This window comes from Agrobacterium sp. LEGMi-208b, from assembly GCF_059511785.1.
The window spans coordinates 1834681-1853243 of the sequence record NZ_CM183446.1; the positions used below are offsets into that span (position 1 = coordinate 1834681).

Below are 18563 nucleotides of genomic sequence, written 5' to 3' on the forward strand. Positions count from 1 at the left end.
CCGTTATGTCGGGTCGACGACGAAATCGCCGCCGCGGCATTTTTTTAGATAGTTCAGACCATGCACCTGGCCCGTCATTTCCAGCGCGTCGCGGTAGACGGGGTCATGCCAGCCTTCGATGTCGATCGAGCCGGACCAGCCGGCGAGGCGCAGTTCGGAAATAATGTCCGTCCAGTTGCTGTCGCCGAAGCCCGGCGTGCGCATGAAGACGAATTTTTCCTTGCCGAAAATGCCGTGCTCGCGAATGACATCCCAGCGGATGGTCGCGTCCTTGCCGTGCACGTGGAAAATCTTGTCCGCCCATTTGCGGATCTGCGGCAGCGGATCGATGAGATAGACCATCTGGTGGCAGGGTTCCCATTCGATGCCGATATGCTCGTCAGGCGTTTCGTTGAAGATCAGCTCCCAGGCGTCGGGATTATGCGCGATGTTCCAGTCGCCGGTCTGCCAGTTGCCGTCCATGGCACAATTTTCAAAGGCAATCTTTATGCCCTTGTCGGCGGCGCGCTTGGCAAGCTCGCTCCAGATTTCCTTGTATCTGGGCAGGCTTTCCGGCAGCGGTTTGCCGCGCAGCCGGCCGGTGAACCCGGCAACGCAGGTGGCGCCGAAATGATGGGCATTGTCGATGCAGTCTTTCCAGCCCTGCAATGTCTGAAGGTCGATATCGGTTTCCTCCAGCGGATTGCCGAACATGCCGAGCGTGCCGATGGTGATGTCGCGGTCGCCGATCGCGTCAAGGCAGCGCTTGCCGAGTTCGGCCAGGTCCTGACCGTTGGTTGTCTGCCAGAAAAACGGCTCGAAGCTTTCAAAGCCGAGATCGGCGATCTGGCCGATGCGTTCAGCCGCCTGTCCCTTGCTGGCGCTGACCATGGTGCCGATGCGGATGGATGTTGCCGGATTGCTCACGTCTTTCAGTCCTTATGCTGCAATGGAAACACGCTGGCCGAGGCGGGCGCTTTCTATCGCGCCGATCACCATGGCAAGGCTGTTGATGTTGTCGAAGGAGGCCGTCTCCGGCATCTCACCCGTGCGGATGGATTGAAGGAACGAGAGAATGACGCTGGCATGGCCGCGCGTATCCTTCTCGGAAATGACATCGGAAACGTTTACGGTCCTGAATCCGCGCAAAAGCCCCTGGTCTTCGCCGGCCACGGAAGCGGAGAAATTGTCCTCCCCGTCCCAGAGGATCATGCCCTTGGAGCCGATCAGCCGCCAACGCGCTTCCCAGCTGGTCCGCTCGCCTTCGGCGCACCATGAACCGCGATAGGTGAAGACGACATCGTTGGAGAACTCGAAAATGGCGTTGGCGCTCGCCCCATGGGCATACCAGGAGCCGGCCGGGTTCTTTTCCACGCAAAAGACGGAGAGGGGTTTCTCATTGGCGACGAAACGGGCTGCATCGAAGGTGTGGATCGCCATGTCGAGAAGCAGGACGTTCTTCATTTCCTCACGGAAGCCGCCAAAATGCGGGCCGAGGAAGAAATCGCAATGAATGGCCGTCAGATCACCGATGACGCCGTCTTCGATGGCGCGGCGCAGCCGCCGGATACCCGCCACAAACCGCCGGTTTTGCACCACGGCATGAATTTTCCCGGCTTTTTTCGCCAGCTCCACCAGCGTGGCGGCTTCCTGCATCGAGGCGGCCAGCGGCTTTTCGCTGAGCACATGGCACCCGGCCTCGAGACCGGCTTCAACAACGGCAAAGCGTGCCTGCGGGATGACGATGTCAAAAAGGATGTCGGCTTTCGTTTCGGCAAGAACCGCGCGAAGATCGGTGCCGATGACCGCGTCGGTGAGGGCGAATTCTTCGGCAAGCGCGCGGGCCGTGTTCTCGTTCAGATCCACCAGGCCGGCGATTCTGATCGCGCCGGCGATTTCCGGCGTGGATTGAATGGCGCGCAACCAGCCTTTGGCCATGGCTCCGCACCCGCATAAAACGGCATTAAATGTCATCTCATCTCCCCGGGCTCTTTCGCAAACTCCTCTTTGCGCAGAGCGTCGTAAACGTTTACGAGACTATGACGATGATGTTAGATATGTCAAGACCGTTAAGGGCGCGTCGATTGTGCGCCGGGGCATGGGAGGGGAATGCATGAAAGGAATCCGTCAGCTTGCCGATTATCTCGACATATCGATAGGCACCGTTTCCCGTGCCCTGAACGGCAAGCCCGATGTGAACGAAGAGACGCGGCGGCGTGTTCTGGAGGCGGCGGAAAAGCTTGGTTATGTCGCCAACCAGTCCGGCCGCAGCCTTAGGCAGGGAACCACCAATGTCATCGGCCTGATGACCGGCAGCGACGCGCAGACCGTGGAGAACTCTGACAACTTCTTCTTAGGCGTGACGGATGGCCTGCAAAGCGTGTTTTCCGGACATAATCTCGATCTCATCGTTCTGCCCTGCCCGGGGGAGGAGGATCCGGATGAATATCTGAAGCGCATGGTGGCGCGCCGCATGGTGGATGCGATGATCATTTCCGCCACCCGGCGCACCGACAAACGTGTGGATTTCCTGAAGCAGACCCGCCTGCCTTTCGTGGCCCTCGGACGGACCGCTTCCAGCGACAATCACGCCTGGATCGATCTCGATTTCGAGGGTGTCGCGAAAAATGCCGTCGACCGGCTTGCCGCCGCCGGGCATCGTTCGATTGCGGTGGCCGTGCCCGACAGCGATATCAATCTCGGTTACGTTTTTCTGGAAGGATACAGGCGCGCACTGGAGGACAATGGCATCGCCTACGATTCCTCGCTGGTCATCCGCGCGAAATCGAGCGAGCAGGGCGGGTATCACGCCGCCAGCGAATGGCTGCAGATGCGGCCACGGCCAACGGCGATCGTGCTGATCTACGAGCTGATGGCGGTCGGTCTTTATCGCCGGCTTGCGGAAGTGGGGCTGAAGCCGGGGCGCGATCTTGCCGTCATCGGCTTCCGCGATGGCCCGCGCGGCCAGTTTCTGGAACCGCGGCTGACCAGTTTCCGAATGTCCCTGCATGATCTCGGCGTGACGGTGGCGCAGACGCTGTTATCGACCATGCCGGCCTACGCGCCCTTTTACCCCGATCAGGCCCGCCATTGCGTGTGGCCCATGCTGCTGGTGGCAGGCGAGAGCGACCCCGCACCTGCTCCACAGGCGGCTGTGCCCGGGGGCGTCAAAGCTTGAGGTCATCAATGCCGACGACACCGAAAGGATTGAATTTATATTCGTCTTCCTCATAGCGTGTATCGTCGGTGAGGGTGGCGCGACGATCCTTCAGGACCGCGTCGACCCCGTCGCGCGCCATTTGATCGGCGATATCGTCCATCAACGCGGCGATCTTTAACTGGTCTGCATTCGTGGACGGCTGATCCCCATTTTTGGTAAAGCGCACATGCACATCGGGCAAGCCGATGAGGTGAAACCCCACGCTCGTCATACCCTCGGCATCGCCGCCTATGGGGCGACGTGCGAAAGCCAGACGGCAGGTTCTCGCAAGCGCCATTTCGTCATCGGCAGCAGCTTCGCTGCGCGATTGCTCGAAGAGCTGCTTCCAGCGCCTTGCCCCATGCGCGACGCCCGCGCTTTCTCCCTTCACGGCGAGGGCGCCGTGATCAAGCATGTGCTGTACGAATCTGAGGGCATGTGTGGATGTCTTTACGGCTGTTCCGGCATCCATGGACGGGCCAAGCACATAAAGAACCGAGCCGTGCCCGGCGACGGCTTCCTCATCCGCCGGCTGATAGGCATCCGGGTCGACGCGGTCCCAGCAGACATTGAAGGACCGTTCCATCCGGTCGTCCGGCTCATCCTGTGAATAATCCTCGTCGAGGCTGAAATCGGGCGCGAAACCATCGATAGCGGCGCGGGCGCTCTTCTGGAGCGCCGCCAGCCCGTTTTCGGGGCCGAGAAAACAGAGGATGTGCCGCGGTTTATATTCGGAACGGGATTCGGCAAAGGCCGCTGACTTGCCCGGTGTTGCACCGAGAGAAGGCCTTGCCAGCACAAGGCCGCCCAGAAATGCGAGAACGCCACGACGCGCTGAATTCATCCGATATCCCCGGCTTTCCAATAACAGGATGACGGGGGTTTTACACCGGTACGTATGGTTCAGGCCATATGGCGTTCCATTTTTTTTGGTGCCCCGGCATCAAGCCCGCCGAGGCCGGCTGGGCTGAAACGGTGCCGAGTCGCAGCCCGATTCCGTTTGTCGCCTTCAGCCGAAATGCCTTATTTCGTGGTGTAACCGCCATTGACGAGAATGGTCTGCCCGGTCATCCACCAGCCATCCGTCACGAGGAAGCGGATATAGGGAACGATGTCCTCGATATCGGTGAGACCGGTTTTTGAGAAGCCGGAAAGTGCGGCGGCACTCTTGTGATAGGCCTGCGCGTCCGGTGTTTCCTGACCGTAGAAGAACGGCGTGTCCATCGGTCCGGGGCCGATTGCGGTCACCGAGATACCGCGTTCGCCAAATTCCTTGGCCGCGGCGCGGGTAAAATGCTCCACCGGGGCCTTGGTGCCGGCATAGCTGGCGTAAAACGGCGTAAAGGCACCCAAGAGTGACGTTACGAGGGTGCAGATCCTGCCATTGTCGCTGACGTGGCGGCCGGCCTGTTGCAGGAAAAAGAAGGCCGACTTGGCGTTGACGGCAGTCATTTCGTCATATTCGGCTTCGGACGTGTCGAGGATCGGTTTCTTCAGCACCTTGCCGACCGTGTTGATGGCGATATCCGGGCGGCCAATGGCGGCAACTGTATCGGCAAACAGCTTTTCGACCGCGCCTGCCGTGGTGAGATCGGCCTGAAGGGCGACGGCCTCGGCACCGGCTGCTTTCACGGCGGCCACTGTTGCTTCGGCATCGGCCCTGGTTGCGGCGCTGTTATAGTGGATGGCGATGGCGCCGGCGCCCTGGCCGGCAAAATCGCGGGCAATCAACCCGCCGAGGTTTTTCGCGCCGCCGGCGATGATGACGGTTTTGCCCTTGAGGGAATGGTCTGTCATGGGTCGGCCTCCTTTTGCCGGTGTCCGGTCACGCTGATGACCGCTTTCGTTGTGGCAGGATATCGTCTAGTATTACGTGATAAAGGCGCTTATTCTGACAGGACTTGTCAGAAAATCCGCACAATAGGGTGTTTCCGGTTGGACCGTATCGACCTGTTCCGTATCTTCACGCGCGTCGTTGACTGCGCGAGTTTCACTCGGGCCGCCGATACGCTCGGTATTCCGCGTTCCTCGGTTTCGGCGGCGGTGCAGGAACTGGAAGGACGCATCGGTGCGCGGCTGCTGAACCGCACGACGCGCAAGGTCTCGCCAACCGAGGACGGTTCAGCTTTTTATGAACGCTGCCAGCGGCTGATCGCCGATGTCGAAGATGCGGAAAATCTCTTCCGGCAGACGGCGGCACAGCCTTCGGGACGCTTGCGGATCGACGTGCCGGGCCGGATCGGCCGGCTGGTCATCGCGCCGGCGCTGCCGGAATTTCTCGACTTTTATCCGCAGATCGACATAGGCCTCGGCGTGACCGACCGCGCCGTCGATCTGGTGGAAGACAATATCGATTGCGTGCTGCGCGTCGGTCCGCTCAGCGATTCCGGCCTGATCGCGCGGCCGATCGGCAAGCTGCCGCTGGTCAATGTCGCAAGTCCCTCTTATCTGCAGCGTCATGGAACGCCGAAAACGCCCCACGATCTCTCCCACCACTGGGCCGTCAATTACGCTTCGCCCTCCAGCGGGCGCGTGGAAAATTGGGAATGGCTCGAAGGCGAGGCGCTGCAATCGGTTTCCATGCAAGGCCGCGTTACCGTCAACAATGCCGAGGCCTATATTGCCTGCTGTCTCGCCGGTCTCGGCTTGATCCAGATACCGGCTTACGACGTCAGGCCGCATCTGGAGAGCGGCGAACTCATCGAGGTCATGCCGGCCCATCGGGCCGAGCCGATGCCGATGGCGTTGCTTTATCCGCATCGCCAGCATCTTTCGCGAAGATTGCAGGTCTTCGCGGACTGGCTGGAAGCTCTTTTGCGGCGACGGCTTCTCTAGTCGGCCGGCGCCCTACTATTCGGGCGAGATTGTGCTGAAATGGTTGATTGATTTCCATCAGGAAGGCGATAGTCGTTGTAGCCATGCGGGCGACAATACTGAACGCATAGGCGGGCGATGCGGAGGAGCTTGAGGGATGGCGTCGAAACGGCAGGGCAGGCGTGTCACGATCACGGATGTTGCTGAACGGGCAGGGGTCGGCACGGCAAGCGTCGACAGGGTCCTCAATGATCGCGGCAATGTCAGCGAGGCGGTCAGCAAACGGGTCTTGCAGGCGGCAAAGGAACTTGGCCTGCGCCGCATGTTGCCGCAGGCGCATCGCAGGCTGATCCGGATCGATGTCATCCTTGCCCGGCCGGAACTGCCGCTCATCGCCCGCATGGGTTTCGAGTTCCGGCGGATCGCAACCTCACTCGACAGGTCGATCGTCATTCACCGGACGGTGCTGGAGGATGAGAGGCCGGAAACCCTGGCAAAGGCGCTGGCAAAGACCGGCTGCGATGCGGTCGTCTCCTATATGCAGGATCATCCGCTCGTCCATGCAGCGGTGGAGGAGCTGAGCGCCCGGGGCATTCCCGTCGTCACCGTCATCTCCGACGTTCCCGGCTCGGCGCGGATCGGTTATGCCGGCACGGATCACTATCGCGCCGGTCGTTCGGCCGGTTATTTCATCAGCAGGATAGCGCGCAAACCGGGGCCGGTCATCCTGTTGTGCAATCATCTCGGTTTCCAGTCACATGCCGACCGCGTGCGTGGTGTCACGCAGTTTCTGGCGGAAAAGGCGCCGGGCTGGAATGTGGCGCGCATCGTGGAAGGAGGCGACGACCGCGCCCGTTCGGAGCTTCAGCTGCGCGAGGCTTTTCATGCCGAGCCCGATACCGTCGCCGTCTACAATGTGGGAGCGGCCAATATCGGTGTGGCGCGGGCCATCCGCGCCGATATTCTCCCGGATCGCCCCGTCTTTGTCGGGCACGAACTGACGCGCAATACCGCTGCTTTTCTGCGGGAAGGGCTGATGTCGCTCACGATCGACCAGAGCCCGGAACTGCAGGTGCGGCTGGCGGTGAACATCCTGCTTCGCCATTTCGAATTCTTCGATGCCGGACAGGGATCCTTTCCACCTGAAACGGAGGTGCCCATCGTCCTTTACGGGCCGGAAAACCTCCCGAACCCGCTGCCTTTCTGAGAAGCCGCACGGCTGATGGTTTTCCATCAGCGTGGCATTTGCCGGGCGTAATGCGCCGGGGCATGTTTGCCGCGTCCGAGGGCGTTCTTGGCAGGTCAAAGGCGGGCGTCTCTCCAGGGAGGAAACATCATGAACGACATCATCGCCCCCGTCCGGTGGGGCATACTCGGCGCCGCGCGCATCGCGGACGGTGCCATCATTCCCGGCCTCGTCAAAAGCGCCGTCTGCGAGGCGCTGGCCATCGGTGCGCGCAGCGTGGAACGGGCAAGAACCATGGCCGACCGGCACGGTATTCAGCGCGCCTATGGCAGCTATGAAGAGGTGCTTGCCGATCCGGATGTCGAGGCGGTCTATATCGCCCTGCCGAACCATCTGCATGTGGAGTGGGCCCGCAAGGCGGCGAAGGCCGGCAAACATGTCCTGTGCGAAAAACCGGCAGCCATGACGGCGGCGGAACTCGATCAACTCGGGGATGTCGATTCGGCGCTGAAGATTTCCGAGGCCTTCATGGTTCGCCAGCAGCCGCGCTGGATCAGGCTGCGGCAGCTCCTCCAGTCGGAAGACTATGGCAGGCCGCTTTCCTTCTCCTCGCTCCTGTCCTTCATGATGACCAATGAAGCGGATTTCCGCCAGAAGCCGGAATTCGGCGGTGGCGCCTATTACGATCTCGGCTGCTATACCGCCATGGCGGCGCGTTATGTTTTTGGTTCCGAACCGAAGCGCGCTTTCGCAGCCGCCGCCCATAATGCCGGCGGCATCGACATGTTCACTTCGGTCATCCTCGATTTCGGCGACGGCAGACACGCGACCTTCATGGTTTCGATGGCGCAGGCCTCCTCGCAATCGATCCAGATCGTCTGCGAAAGGGCCTTCATCTCGCTGCCGCAGGCCTATGTGCCCTCGCGCGTCAGCCCCAACATCATCGCCATCGACACCTCGGCCGACCACGCGAATTCGGACATCCATACGCTCGAATTCCCGCCGCTCGACCAATACGAGGAAGAGGTGACGAATTTCTCCCGGGCGGTCCGCGGCGAGGCGGTGCCCTATTTCGACATGCGGGACGCGCGGGCCAATGCGGCCGTGGCCGACGCGGTTTTCGCCTCGGCGAAAAGCGGCGCATGGGTTGATGTGAAAGGATATTGAAATGACGATCAAACTTGCCCTCATCGGCGCAGGACGTATCGCAAAGGTACATGCCCGGGCGATTGCCGGCAGTGACGATGCCGAACTTGTGGCCGTTACGGACGCCCTGCCGGCCGCAGCGGAAGCTCTGGCGCAGGCCTCGGGAGCGAGGGCGGCGGATGTGGATGTCATCGCGGCGGATCGATCCATTGACGCGGTGCTGATCTGCACGCCGACCGATACCCATGCCGACCTCATCGAAAAATTCGCGAGAGCCCGCAAGCACGTCTTCTGCGAAAAGCCTGTCGATCTCGATCTTGCCCGGGCCGAAGAGGTGGTCTCGATTGCCAGGGCGGCGGGCGTGACGCTGATGCTCGGCTTCAACCGCCGTTACGACCCGAATTTTGCCGGTGTGCGCGCCGCGATCGATGCCGGGCGCATTGGCGATGTCGAAATGGTGACGATCACTTCGCGCGATCCGGGGGCGCCGGACTTGTCCTATGCCGCGCGTTCTGGCGGCATTTTCCGTGACATGACGATCCATGATCTCGATATGGCGCGTTTCCTGCTCGGCGAAGAGCCGGTCGTGGTGTCGGCCCATGCTTCGGTTCTCGTCAAACCGGAGCTGAAGGACATAGGCGATTTCGACAGCGCCACCGTCATTCTCGAAACGGCGTCGGGCCGGCAGGCGGTCATCACCAATTCGCGCCGCGCCACCTATGGTTATGATCAGCGGGTGGAGGTGCATGGTTCGCTCGGCGTGGCCCGTGCGGAAAACCATCATGAGAACACGGTCGTCATCGGCAATGCGGATGGTTATCGCAGCGCACCGCTGCAGAATTTCTTCATGACCCGTTATACCGCTTCTTATGCCGGGGAAATTGCCGAGTTCATCGCTGCCCTCAAGGACGGAAGGCAGCCGGCCACCACAGGTGAAGATGGCGTCTTGGCCCTCAAACTTGCCAATGCCTGCGTGCAATCGGTGGAAACCGGAAAGCGCGTCGCGGTTTAAGGCGAGCCACGGCAATTGCATGGCGCGTCACGACCTGGCGCGCCGTGCTTCAGATTTTCGTGCCGGAGGAGCGCCGGACGATCAGTTCTGGGGCGATGATGCGGTTGCGGATCGGGGCTGCGGGATCGGCAAGCCGGGTCGTTAGCGTTTCGACAGCGGCGGCAACCGTGTCCGGCACCTTTTGACGGATGGTGGTAAGCGAAATCGGTTCGGAGGCTGCCATGGGTATGTCGTCGAAACCGATGACCGCCACTTCGTCCGGCACCCGGAATCCATGCCCGGCGAGCCGGCTGATGGCGCCGAGCGCAATGAGATCGTTTGCCGCGAAGATTGCGGTTGGCCGCTCCTTGCGGGCCATCAGCGCGTCCGTTGCCATGCTGCCGGCGTCGATATTATATCGGCCTTCGGCGATGATGGGTTGAAGGCCATGCTGCAGCATGGTGTCGCGATAGGCGTTCGCGCGACTGCTGGCACCCGCGCCGCTGCCGCCGGTAATATGCGCAATGGCGCGATGACCGAGCCCCAGCAGGAACTCCGTTGCCAGTCGCGCGCCGAGCGCGTTATCCGAACTCACGCTTTCCACCATCTCCGCCGTCAGATTGCGCCCGATATAGACGGTTGGCAGGAGCTTGGAAACGGCGGCGATCTCCTCCTGCTTCTCCGGTGCGCCAATGAGGACAATGCCGGCGATACGCTGGTCGATGAAGGCGCGCAGCGTGCTGGCTGTACTGGAGACGGCCAGCATCGCGAAATAACCGGCATCCCGCAAAGCTTTATCGCATTCGCGCGCCAGCATCGCTTCGTAAGGATTGAGCACATCGCCGACAACAAGGCCGATCGAACGGCTCTGGCGGCTGGCCAGTGTCTGGGCGGCAAGGTTCGGCGTATAATTGAGGCTGGCGGCAGTAGTGAGGATATGGGCCTTCGTCTCGCCACGGACTCCGGGGTCGTTTCGCAGCGCGCGCGACGCCTGCGAGCGTGAAACACCCGCCGCCTTGGCGACATCTTCAAGCGTTACTCCGGGGCGGGTGGGAAAGTTGCTCATGCTTTCCTATAAAGAAGGCTGGTGGAAACTGGCAAGCGTCGGCGCTTTAATTTCGCGGTGCGGCCCCGGCAGGCGTCATTTGACGCCTGCGGATTGTTCGATGCAGAAGCGCAGGGTGGTTGCCGATGTGGCGACGGCGTCGAGCGGCGGCATGGAATAGTCCTCGTTCTCGATGCTGATGACGTCGTCATAACCGGCCTTGCACAGCGCCCTGACAATATCGAGCCAGCCATGCACGGCGGTGCCGTGGCCGAGCGAGACGAAATTCCAGGACCGGCCGTCTACCGGCATCACATGTTTGGTGTCGAGCAGGCCGTCGATCCGGGCGCGCAGTTCGATGCGCGAATCCTTGCCGTGGACATGGTAGATGCACTCCCCCAGCGTCTCGATGGCGGAAATCGGATCGCCGCCCATCCAGATCAGGTGGCTGGGGTCGAAGTTGACGCCGACCGTTGGCCCGACCGCGTCGCGCAGGCGGAAAAAACTCTCGCTATTATAGACGCACTGGCGGCCGTGCTGCTCGACGCAGATCTTCAGGCCCTTTTGCCCGGCTGCTGCCGCGTATTTTCTCCAGAAGGGCAGAAGCCTTTCGCTCCATTGCCATTCCAGCATCTCCATGGCCTCAAGCGGCCAGGAGGAGGTGATCCAGTTCGGGTTCCGGTCCTCCGGCCCGCCGGCGGGAAGGCCGGACATCATGACGATCCGTTCGACGCCGAGCAGGACGGCAAGCTCCAGCGTGTCATAGGCAAGTTTGCTGTCGTCCACCCCGATCTTCCCCGGATGCAGCGGATTTCCCGAGCAATTAAGTGCCGATATTTCGAGGTTTCGCTCCTTCAGCATACCTTTCAGGCGATCACGCGAGGCGGCATGGGCAAGCAGATCGGCGATATCCACATGCGGTGCGCTCGACCAGCCGCCAAGTCCGAATTCGACATGGGTGAGGTCAAGTTCCGCGATCTGGTCGAGGCAGGCGGTAAGCGGCAGCGCGCCGAAGCCGTCGGTATTGAGACCAATTTTCATCATTCGCTCCTTTGGCATCAGGCGGCGGCGTGCCTGACCTTTACGGGCCGGTTGGTATCTGCGCTCTGCTGGATCGCATCGAGGATTTCGCTCGCGCGCAGGCCGTCGAGGATGGAGCCGTTCGTCATCGGCCCGCCTCTGGCGATGGCGTCGAGGAATTCATGGATCATGAAACCGAAGACCTCCGCATAACCGATGGCGACGCCGTCATGCGGCACCGGCAGCAGCGCGGCGAAAGGCAAAGCCGGATGGTTGGCGACGATGGTGAAGGGCGACTGGCCAGAACCGTCGAAACGGGCGATCTCGTAATGCGCCGGCGTGCGGGAACTGTAGCGAACCGTGCCTTTCGTGCCGGTGATTGCAACTGTCAGGCTGTTGCCCATGCCCACTGCAACGCGGCTGGCAAGGAAGGTGCCCTGGCAACCATTTTCGAAACGCAGCAGGGCGGACATGACATCGTCATTGTCGACCGGCCGGCTTTCCTTGCTCAGCGCCACATGATTATGACCAATGCTGGCGCCGGCCGGCAGGAAGCGCTGCTTGATGGAAATGGTCGCGATCGCGCCGGCGATCTCCTCGACTTCACCGCACAGGAAGCGGGCTATATCGACGGCATGGGTGCCGATATCGAGTAGCGCGCCCGGCCCGGCCCGGTCCCGCTCATAACGCCAGCTATGGGGCAGCTGCGCGTCGGCGGCATATTCGCTTTCATACTGGACAAGCGCGTTGACCGGTTCGCCGATCTCGCCGTTCTGGATCAATTGCCGGATTGCCGCGATTGCGGGGATACGGCGATAGTTGAAGACGGTTGCGGAAACGGTGGAAGTCGTTTTCGACGCCTCATAGATACGGGCTGCCGTTTCCGCATCAAGCGCCAGCGGCTTTTCGCAGATGACGTGTTTGCCAGCCGCGAGTGCGGCAAGCGTGACCTCCGCATGCAGGAAATTCGGCAGGCAGATGCTGACGATGCCGATTTCCGGATCCGCAAGTACGTCCTTCCAGTCCGAAGCGATGGTTTCGAAACCCCAGCTTGCCGCCATCGCGGCGGCAAGCTCGCCATTGGCGTCGCAGATGGTCTTCAGGCGCAGGCCGGGGAGCCGATCAGAGAGCCGGTCGATATTGACCCTGTAGCCAAAGGCATGCGCAGCGCCGATCATGCCAGCGCCAATGACCGCAATTGCCGATCGTGTCATATGTTCCTCCCAGAGACGGATATGTGATCTGTCAGTTTGATATGAGAGCGCTCCCACATTGTCAATATCGCTATGATCTCCATCGGGGATGGGCTGGTTGTCGTTAGATTTCCCGTATTCTGCAGGGTTTTGTCCTTCTGTGTCAGGGCCAACGGCTCGGCCAGAAATTCCAGCGCGTGGAAAATAATTGTGATCGGATTCAATCAAGCCCTGCGGTGCGGACCCTTCATTACCATTATCGAGGTTGACAGATTGAGAGCGCTCCCATTATTGGTGACAACAAGGGTTGAGGAGCCCTTGGTCAACGTGGCGCCGCAAGCCGGCGTATTGAGGAGGAAACGATGAAATCCCTACTGTCCGCACTGCTTTTGTCGTCCGCGCTTTTTACGACGGCGAATGCCGCCAATATCGGCATTGCAATGTCGAGTTTCGATGACAACTTCCTGACGATCCTGCGGCTTGCGATGCAGAGCTCGGCCGAGGGCAAGCCGGATATTCAGCTGCAATTCGAGGATGCCCAGACCGATATCGGCAGGCAGCTCGACCAGGTCAATAATTTCGTCGCCCAGGGACTGGATGCGATCATCGTCAACCCGGTGGATGCCTCGGCGACCCAGCCGATTACGACTGCCGCCGCTGCTGCCGGCATTCCGCTGATCTATGTGAACCGTCAGCCGGTCGAAAAACTGCCGGAGAGTGGCGTCAGCTTCGTCGGCAGCGATGAATATCAGGCGGGCAACCTGCAGATGACCGAAGTGTGCCGTTTGCTCGGCGGCAAGGGCAAGGTCAATATCATCATGGGCGATCTTGCCTATGAGGCTGCCCGTGTCCGCACCAAGGCGGCCGAGGATGTGCTGAAGAAACCGGAATGCGCAGGTATCACGGTTGCCGACAAGCAGGCCGGCAAATGGACCCGTATTTCGGGCGCCGACCTCGTTACCAACTGGCTGAGCGCCGGCCTCGATGTCAACGCGATCATCGCCAATAATGACGAGATGGCGCTTGGCGCGATACAGGCGCTGAAGGGTGTGAAAAAGCCGCTTGGCGCCGGCGAAGGCAAGATCGTGGTTGGCGGCATAGATGCAACGCAGGATGCCATGAAGGCCATGAAGGCGGATGAGCTCGCCGTCACCGTGTTTCAGGATGCGGCAGGGCAGGGCAAGGGTGCATTGGAAACCGCGCTCAAGATGATCGCCAAGGAGCCGGTCGAACAGAATGTCTGGATTCCGTTCGAACTGGTAACCCCCGCAAACCTGGCCACCTATGACAGCCGCAACTGATGCTCTAGGAGAATAGATGGCATGGCGGCGGGGGCGCCGCCATGCAATGCCGCTTTGGTCAGATGTAATGCAGCTGACGTTCGGCGACGGTGAGGGTGACGTGCTGGCCGGGCGGCGGGTAAAGCGCATCCTGCGCGCTTGCATGTTCGACCTTGAGCGCCACGCCGGCCGCATCCAGCTGGTAACGGACCGTGGGGCCGACGATGCTGATGTCTTTCACCTCGGCGGTGAAGGCCACGCCAGTTCCGTCCGGCGCGTTGCCGATCGTGAAGGCGTGTGGCGGGATGATGCAGGTGCGCTCGAAGCGGTTGCCGGTGATGCGTGACATGTCTTCGGCGGTGATGATGTTGGCGTCACCAATGAAACCGGCGACGAACAGGTCGGCCGGCCGGTAATAAAGCTCCTGCGGTGACGCGGTCTGGGCGATGCGGCCGGCATTCATCACCGATATGCGGTCGCCCAGCGACAGGGCCTCGTCCTGATCATGGGTGACGAGGATGCTGGTGAGGCCGCTTTCGCGCTGAATGCGTTTCAGCTCGTCGCGCAGGCGCTTGCGGATCTGGGCATCGAGCGCGGAAAGCGGTTCGTCCAGCAAAAGCAGCTTGGGTTCGAGCACCAGCGCGCGGGCAAGCGCCACGCGCTGTTTCTGGCCGCCGGAAAGTTGATGCGGCCGCCGGTCGGCGCGGTCGCTGAGGGAGACGGTTTCGAGCGCGGCGGAGACCTTGTCGTCGATGGTCTTTTTTGCCAGCCGGCGCTGCTCCAGACCGAAAGCGAGGTTCTGCCGCACCGTCATATTGGGAAAAAGCGCATAATGCTGAAACACCATGCCGATGCCGCGATCCTTCGGCGGCAGGGTGTCGATGCGCCGGCCGTCCAGCGTGATCGATCCGGACGAGGGCGAAACGAGGCCGGCGATGGAGCGCAGCAATGTCGTCTTGCCGCAGCCGGACGGCCCCAGCAGCACATGCATCTCACCCGTGTCGATGCCAAGCTCGATGGCGTCGAGAACGGTAGCGTTGCCATAAATGGCGCTGATATTATGGATCGCAAGATGGGTCATGATGCACGCTCCGTTTCCCGGACCATCCGAAAGGCGATCAGGGTAAAGGCAAGGATGAGCAGGAAATAGAGAATGACGATGACGCTGGTGATGCGGCCGCTGAGGCTGCGCTGGGCGAACATGTACATTTGCAACGTTTCGAAATTGCCGCCGACCAGCATCTTGGCGTAGACGAATTCGCTGAACAGCGTCGCGAAATTCAGCACGATGGCAACCGCGATGGACGGCAGGATGCTGGGCAGGACGACGCGTCGCAGAATGGCGAGGTCGCTCGCGCCGATCAGCCGGCCGGCATCCAGAAGCTCGTCGATGTCGAGGTTGCGCAGGCCGTTCTTCACGGCGATGTAGAACATCGAAAAGCAGAGCGGCACATAGGTCAGTACCAGTACCAGCGGTGAGCCGCCGATCTGCAGCGGCGGTGCGGAAAATATCCTGAGATAACCGACCACGAGAATGATGCCGGGTGCGGCATAGGGCAAGATCACCAGCCGTGCGAACCAGCGGTCAAGTGCGGGCCAGTAGATATGGGCGGAAACCACGGCAGGGACGATGATGAGGGTCGCGATCGTCAGGGCGGCTGCGGCAACCAGCGTGGAGCGCAGCAAGGCCGCATGGAAACGCGCGTCCGACAGGATGGTAACGAAATTATCCACCGTCAGCCCGGCCGGCAGCAGGGTTCCCGACCAGTCGGTTGCCACTGCATTCATCATCGTCGCCAGCAGCGGCGATATCATGATGAGCGCCATCAGCCACAGAAACAGGCTTGCGCCTTTGAAACCCTGCTGCGTCATCGGCGCTTTTCTCCCGCCAATATCTGGCTTGCGGTGATGGGCACGAGAAGCACGACCAGAAGGCATATGGCGATGGCGTTGGCGAGATTGGGATCGGAGAAAATGTCACCCGAGACCAGTTCGCTGATGCGGATGGTGACGATATTGATGCTTGTGCCGGTCAGAGCGAAGGTCGTCGCGAAAGTGCCCATGGCATTGGCAAAGAGCAGAATGGTGATTGCCAGCAATTGCCGCGCAACGGTGGGCAGACCGACTCTCAGCCAGAACCGCAGCTTGCCGACGCCGATCAGCGCCGCCGCCTCTTCGATATCCTGACCGACGGCAGCAAGCGCCGGCGTGATCAGTAGCGTGGCCAGCGCCACCTGAAAGTAACAATAGGCGATGATGAGCCCGGTAAAGGAATAGACGTTAAAATCGTCGATCAGCCCAAGCTCCTTCAGCAAAAGCGTGAACATGCCGTTCAGCCCGAAGAGGAAGATGAGCGCCATGGCGAGCGGTACGCCGGCGAAGTTGGCGCCAATATTGGCGAAGGCCATGACGATGCGACGGGTGCCGCCAGACCTTGCCCGCAGCGCCACTGCGACCAGAAAACCGAAAACGAGACCCGTTCCCGTGCTGATGAGCGAAATGATCGTCGTGGTCGCGAATGACTGAAGATAAAAGGCATCCGTGAGGATGGTGCGGTAATTGGCAAGCGACAGCGCACCGCCGGCGAAAAAGCTGTCAGTGACGACACTCGCCAGCGGCCAGAGGACGAGAGTGGCGATAACGCCCAGAAACGGCGCTGCCAGCAGCCGCATTTTGCGGTTCTGCACGCTCATGCGGATAACAGCCCTTGCGGTACGGGCAGGCCATGATCGGCAATGGCGAGAAGCGTGCAGAGCAGTCCGGCAATATCCGTCTGTGCAAGCTTCGCATCCGCAGCCGGCGTAAAGGCCTCGCCGAATGTATAGAACGGCACCAGAGCCTCGGTCTCATGCGGCCCGCCGTGATTGCCGTCATCGCTCATGCCGTGATCGCTGGTAACGATGATGTTGTAACCCGCAGCGTGCCAGGCTGGCAGATAACGCGCCAGGAGATCGCCGGCGTTACGGGCGGCGTTGCGATATTCCCGCGAGCTGCCGCCATGCTTGTGGCCTTCATTGTCGATATTCATCGGGTGGATCAGCAGGAAATCCGGGCCATGCCGGCGCAGCAGAACATCCGCATCGGCAAAGACATGGTCGTCCGGATAATGATCGGCCCAGTAAAACGAGCCATGATGAATGCCGCCGCTGAAATTTTCGATATGGCGGAATTCCGGGGAGAAGGGCGCCTGATTATAAAGTTCGAAGTACCAGTGATAGGCGGAGGCAGCGGTGGTGCGGCCGGCCGCACTTGCCAGCGAGAAGACATTGGGAAAGCGGGAGCGGCGAACCACACCATTGCTGGTGACACCATGAACCACCGGCGGCAGTCCGGTCATCAGCGTTTCGTAAAGCGGTCGCGAAATCGACGGCAATTCGCTGCGCACGGCGCGGATACCGGCCTTTCCGGCCGTTACCAGACCTTCCATATATCCGAGGCAATCCCGTGCCGTCGCATATCTGAGGCCATCCAGCAGGATGAAGATCGTCTTGTGCATCGCTTTCGTCTCGCCTGTTTGTGGTTCGGTTTGCCCGAGCACTTTTTAGCATGTTCCGCGGGCTCGATGCCCGCGGAACAGTCGTTCGGTTTTCAGGCCGGTTGCCCGATTACATCTTCGGGGCGACGCTGGCGCGCCAGAGATTGACCAGCTTGCCGGCGGCCTGGGTCCAGACGGCGGCATTGATCGGGCGGGCCTTGGCATATTGTTCCGAAGGCAGCAGGCGCGCCTTGGCTTCCGGCGGAAGGGTAATGCGGTCGACGCGGATCGGACGGGCGTAACCATTGGCCAGGTTGATCTGGCCGGCATCGCTGAGGATATATTCGCGCGCCAGCTTGGCGGCATTGGGCTGCTTGGAGAATTTGTTGATGATGGTGGCGTAACCGCTGGTGACCGAACCGTCAGAGGGGATGACGACCTTGAACTTCTCGCGGCCAACCACATCGCGGTAGTTGAGGGCGTTGAAGTCCCACATCGGCGCGACCTGGATTTCGCCCTTTTCCATCGTGGCGGGGTTTGCACCATTGGCCAGCAGGCGGCCTTTTTCCGCCAGCTTGGCGAAGAGGTCGACGCCCGGCTGGAGATTTTCCTCACCGCCGCCCATGGCGATGGCGGCAGCCAGCACGGCGGCATTGTCCTGCGCGCCGGAACCGACATTGCCGAGCGAGACCTTGTAGTCGCCCTTCAGCAGATCAGCCCAGGAAACGGGCGGGTTCTTGACATCGGCGGAGATCAGGAAGGCGATGGTGCCGGTGTAACCGATGACCCAATGGCCGTCCTTGTCCTTGGCCCAGTCGGGAACCTGATCCCAGGTCGTGGTCTTGTAGGGCTGGGTGACTCCGCGGGCGACAGCGATCGGGCCGAATTCGAGACCGACATCGCCGATGTCAGCCGTGGCATTGGCGCCTTCATTGGCGAACTTGGCGATTTCCTCGCCGCTGCTCATGTCCGTATCGGCATGTTTCAGGCCGTATTTTTCGGTCAGCTGATTCCAGGTGTCCTTCCAGTTCGCCCAGCCGTCCGGCATGCCGACGCTGTAGATGGCGCCTTCTTTGCGGGCAGCGGCTTCGAGGGTCGGGACATCCTGTGCCTGGGCGGCGAGGGGAAGGGTGAAAACGGTGAGAAGGGAAAGGGAGAGGATGGAATTTTTCACGGGGCTTGCTCCTTGGTCTAGACCAGTTGCATGCTCATTATCGGTTCGCTATGACAGGCCA

At 60.9% G+C, this 18563-nt stretch carries 18 protein-coding genes; 6 read left to right on the forward strand and 12 right to left on the reverse strand.

The window, feature by feature from the left end; translation table 11 throughout:
- Positions 1–3 precede the first annotated feature (3 nt).
- Both AC5YUO_RS22945 and AC5YUO_RS22950 read right to left on the reverse strand, forming a co-directional pair.
- Complete coding sequence (locus AC5YUO_RS22945; protein WP_496155358.1) at positions 4–906, reverse strand: sugar phosphate isomerase/epimerase family protein; 903 nt, start codon at positions 904–906, stop codon at positions 4–6.
- A gap of 12 nt (positions 907–918) precedes the next feature.
- Positions 919–1953 carry a Gfo/Idh/MocA family protein gene (locus AC5YUO_RS22950; protein WP_496155359.1) on the reverse strand — a complete coding sequence of 345 codons (1035 nt, stop codon included), beginning with the start codon at positions 1951–1953 and terminating at the stop codon, positions 919–921.
- Between the two features lie 139 nt (positions 1954–2092).
- Here AC5YUO_RS22950 and AC5YUO_RS22955 point away from each other — a divergent pair, with 139 nt between their 5' ends.
- Positions 2093–3157 carry a LacI family DNA-binding transcriptional regulator gene (locus AC5YUO_RS22955; RefSeq protein ID WP_496155361.1) on the forward strand — a complete coding sequence of 355 codons (1065 nt, stop codon included), beginning with the start codon at positions 2093–2095 and terminating at the stop codon, positions 3155–3157.
- On the opposite strand, the gene AC5YUO_RS22960 is transcribed toward AC5YUO_RS22955, so the two are convergent.
- Both AC5YUO_RS22960 and AC5YUO_RS22965 read right to left on the reverse strand, forming a co-directional pair.
- Complete coding sequence (locus AC5YUO_RS22960) at positions 3147–4022, reverse strand: hypothetical protein (RefSeq protein WP_496155362.1); 876 nt, start codon at positions 4020–4022, stop codon at positions 3147–3149. The two genes, AC5YUO_RS22955 and AC5YUO_RS22960, sit on opposite strands and share 11 nt — an antisense overlap.
- Before the next feature lie 179 nt (positions 4023–4201).
- On the reverse strand, positions 4202–4975 hold the full coding sequence (locus AC5YUO_RS22965; RefSeq protein ID WP_496155363.1) for an SDR family oxidoreductase: 774 nt from the start codon (positions 4973–4975) through the stop codon (positions 4202–4204).
- Between the two features lie 138 nt (positions 4976–5113).
- Between AC5YUO_RS22965 and AC5YUO_RS22970 the strand changes: the two genes are divergently transcribed.
- From AC5YUO_RS22970 to iolG, 4 genes are all read left to right on the forward strand, one after another.
- On the forward strand, positions 5114–6013 hold the full coding sequence (locus tag AC5YUO_RS22970; RefSeq protein ID WP_496155364.1) for a LysR family transcriptional regulator: 900 nt from the start codon (positions 5114–5116) through the stop codon (positions 6011–6013).
- Positions 6014–6149: 136 nt separating this feature from the next.
- Entirely contained in the window at positions 6150–7199 is a 1050-nt protein-coding gene (locus tag AC5YUO_RS22975; protein ID WP_496155365.1) for a LacI family DNA-binding transcriptional regulator, read from the forward strand.
- 129 nt (positions 7200–7328) lie between these two features.
- The gene (locus AC5YUO_RS22980) at positions 7329–8345 is read left to right on the forward strand and encodes a Gfo/Idh/MocA family protein (RefSeq protein WP_496155366.1); all 1017 of its coding nucleotides are present in this window, start codon (positions 7329–7331) and stop codon (positions 8343–8345) included.
- A 1-nt stretch (position 8346) separates the two neighbouring features.
- Positions 8347–9336 carry an inositol 2-dehydrogenase gene (iolG, locus tag AC5YUO_RS22985; RefSeq protein ID WP_496155367.1) on the forward strand — a complete coding sequence of 330 codons (990 nt, stop codon included), beginning with the start codon at positions 8347–8349 and terminating at the stop codon, positions 9334–9336.
- Positions 9337–9385: 49 nt separating this feature from the next.
- Here the strand turns inward: iolG and AC5YUO_RS22990 are convergent, their stop codons facing one another.
- The 3 genes from AC5YUO_RS22990 to AC5YUO_RS23000 form a co-directional block, all read right to left on the reverse strand.
- Positions 9386–10381, reverse strand: a complete 996-nt coding sequence (locus tag AC5YUO_RS22990) for a LacI family DNA-binding transcriptional regulator (RefSeq protein ID WP_496155368.1) — start codon at positions 10379–10381, stop codon at positions 9386–9388.
- A 75-nt stretch (positions 10382–10456) separates the two neighbouring features.
- Entirely contained in the window at positions 10457–11404 is a 948-nt protein-coding gene (locus tag AC5YUO_RS22995) for a sugar phosphate isomerase/epimerase family protein (protein ID WP_496155369.1), read from the reverse strand.
- Between the two features lie 14 nt (positions 11405–11418).
- Positions 11419–12594 carry a Gfo/Idh/MocA family protein gene (locus tag AC5YUO_RS23000; RefSeq protein WP_496155370.1) on the reverse strand — a complete coding sequence of 392 codons (1176 nt, stop codon included), beginning with the start codon at positions 12592–12594 and terminating at the stop codon, positions 11419–11421.
- A 341-nt stretch (positions 12595–12935) separates the two neighbouring features.
- Here AC5YUO_RS23000 and AC5YUO_RS23005 point away from each other — a divergent pair, with 341 nt between their 5' ends.
- Positions 12936–13874, forward strand: a complete 939-nt coding sequence (locus AC5YUO_RS23005) for a sugar ABC transporter substrate-binding protein (protein WP_496155371.1) — start codon at positions 12936–12938, stop codon at positions 13872–13874.
- A 58-nt stretch (positions 13875–13932) separates the two neighbouring features.
- Here AC5YUO_RS23005 and AC5YUO_RS23010 read toward each other — a convergent pair whose 3' ends face one another.
- From AC5YUO_RS23010 to AC5YUO_RS23030, 5 genes are all read right to left on the reverse strand, one after another.
- The gene (locus tag AC5YUO_RS23010) at positions 13933–14934 is read right to left on the reverse strand and encodes an ABC transporter ATP-binding protein (protein ID WP_269702435.1); all 1002 of its coding nucleotides are present in this window, start codon (positions 14932–14934) and stop codon (positions 13933–13935) included.
- Positions 14931–15725, reverse strand: coding sequence for an ABC transporter permease (locus AC5YUO_RS23015; RefSeq protein ID WP_496155372.1), 795 nt, complete (start codon positions 15723–15725; stop codon positions 14931–14933). The genes AC5YUO_RS23010 and AC5YUO_RS23015 overlap by 4 nt, the downstream gene beginning before the upstream one ends.
- Positions 15722–16546 carry an ABC transporter permease gene (locus AC5YUO_RS23020; RefSeq protein ID WP_496155373.1) on the reverse strand — a complete coding sequence of 275 codons (825 nt, stop codon included), beginning with the start codon at positions 16544–16546 and terminating at the stop codon, positions 15722–15724. The genes AC5YUO_RS23015 and AC5YUO_RS23020 overlap by 4 nt, the downstream gene beginning before the upstream one ends.
- Positions 16543–17349 (reverse strand): alkaline phosphatase family protein, encoded by an 807-nt coding sequence (locus AC5YUO_RS23025; RefSeq protein WP_496155374.1) that lies wholly within the window; start codon positions 17347–17349, stop codon positions 16543–16545. Before AC5YUO_RS23025 ends, AC5YUO_RS23020 begins: the two co-directional genes overlap by 4 nt.
- A gap of 109 nt (positions 17350–17458) precedes the next feature.
- Positions 17459–18502 (reverse strand): ABC transporter substrate-binding protein, encoded by a 1044-nt coding sequence (locus AC5YUO_RS23030; RefSeq protein WP_496155375.1) that lies wholly within the window; start codon positions 18500–18502, stop codon positions 17459–17461.
- Positions 18503–18563: the final 61 nt, after the last annotated feature.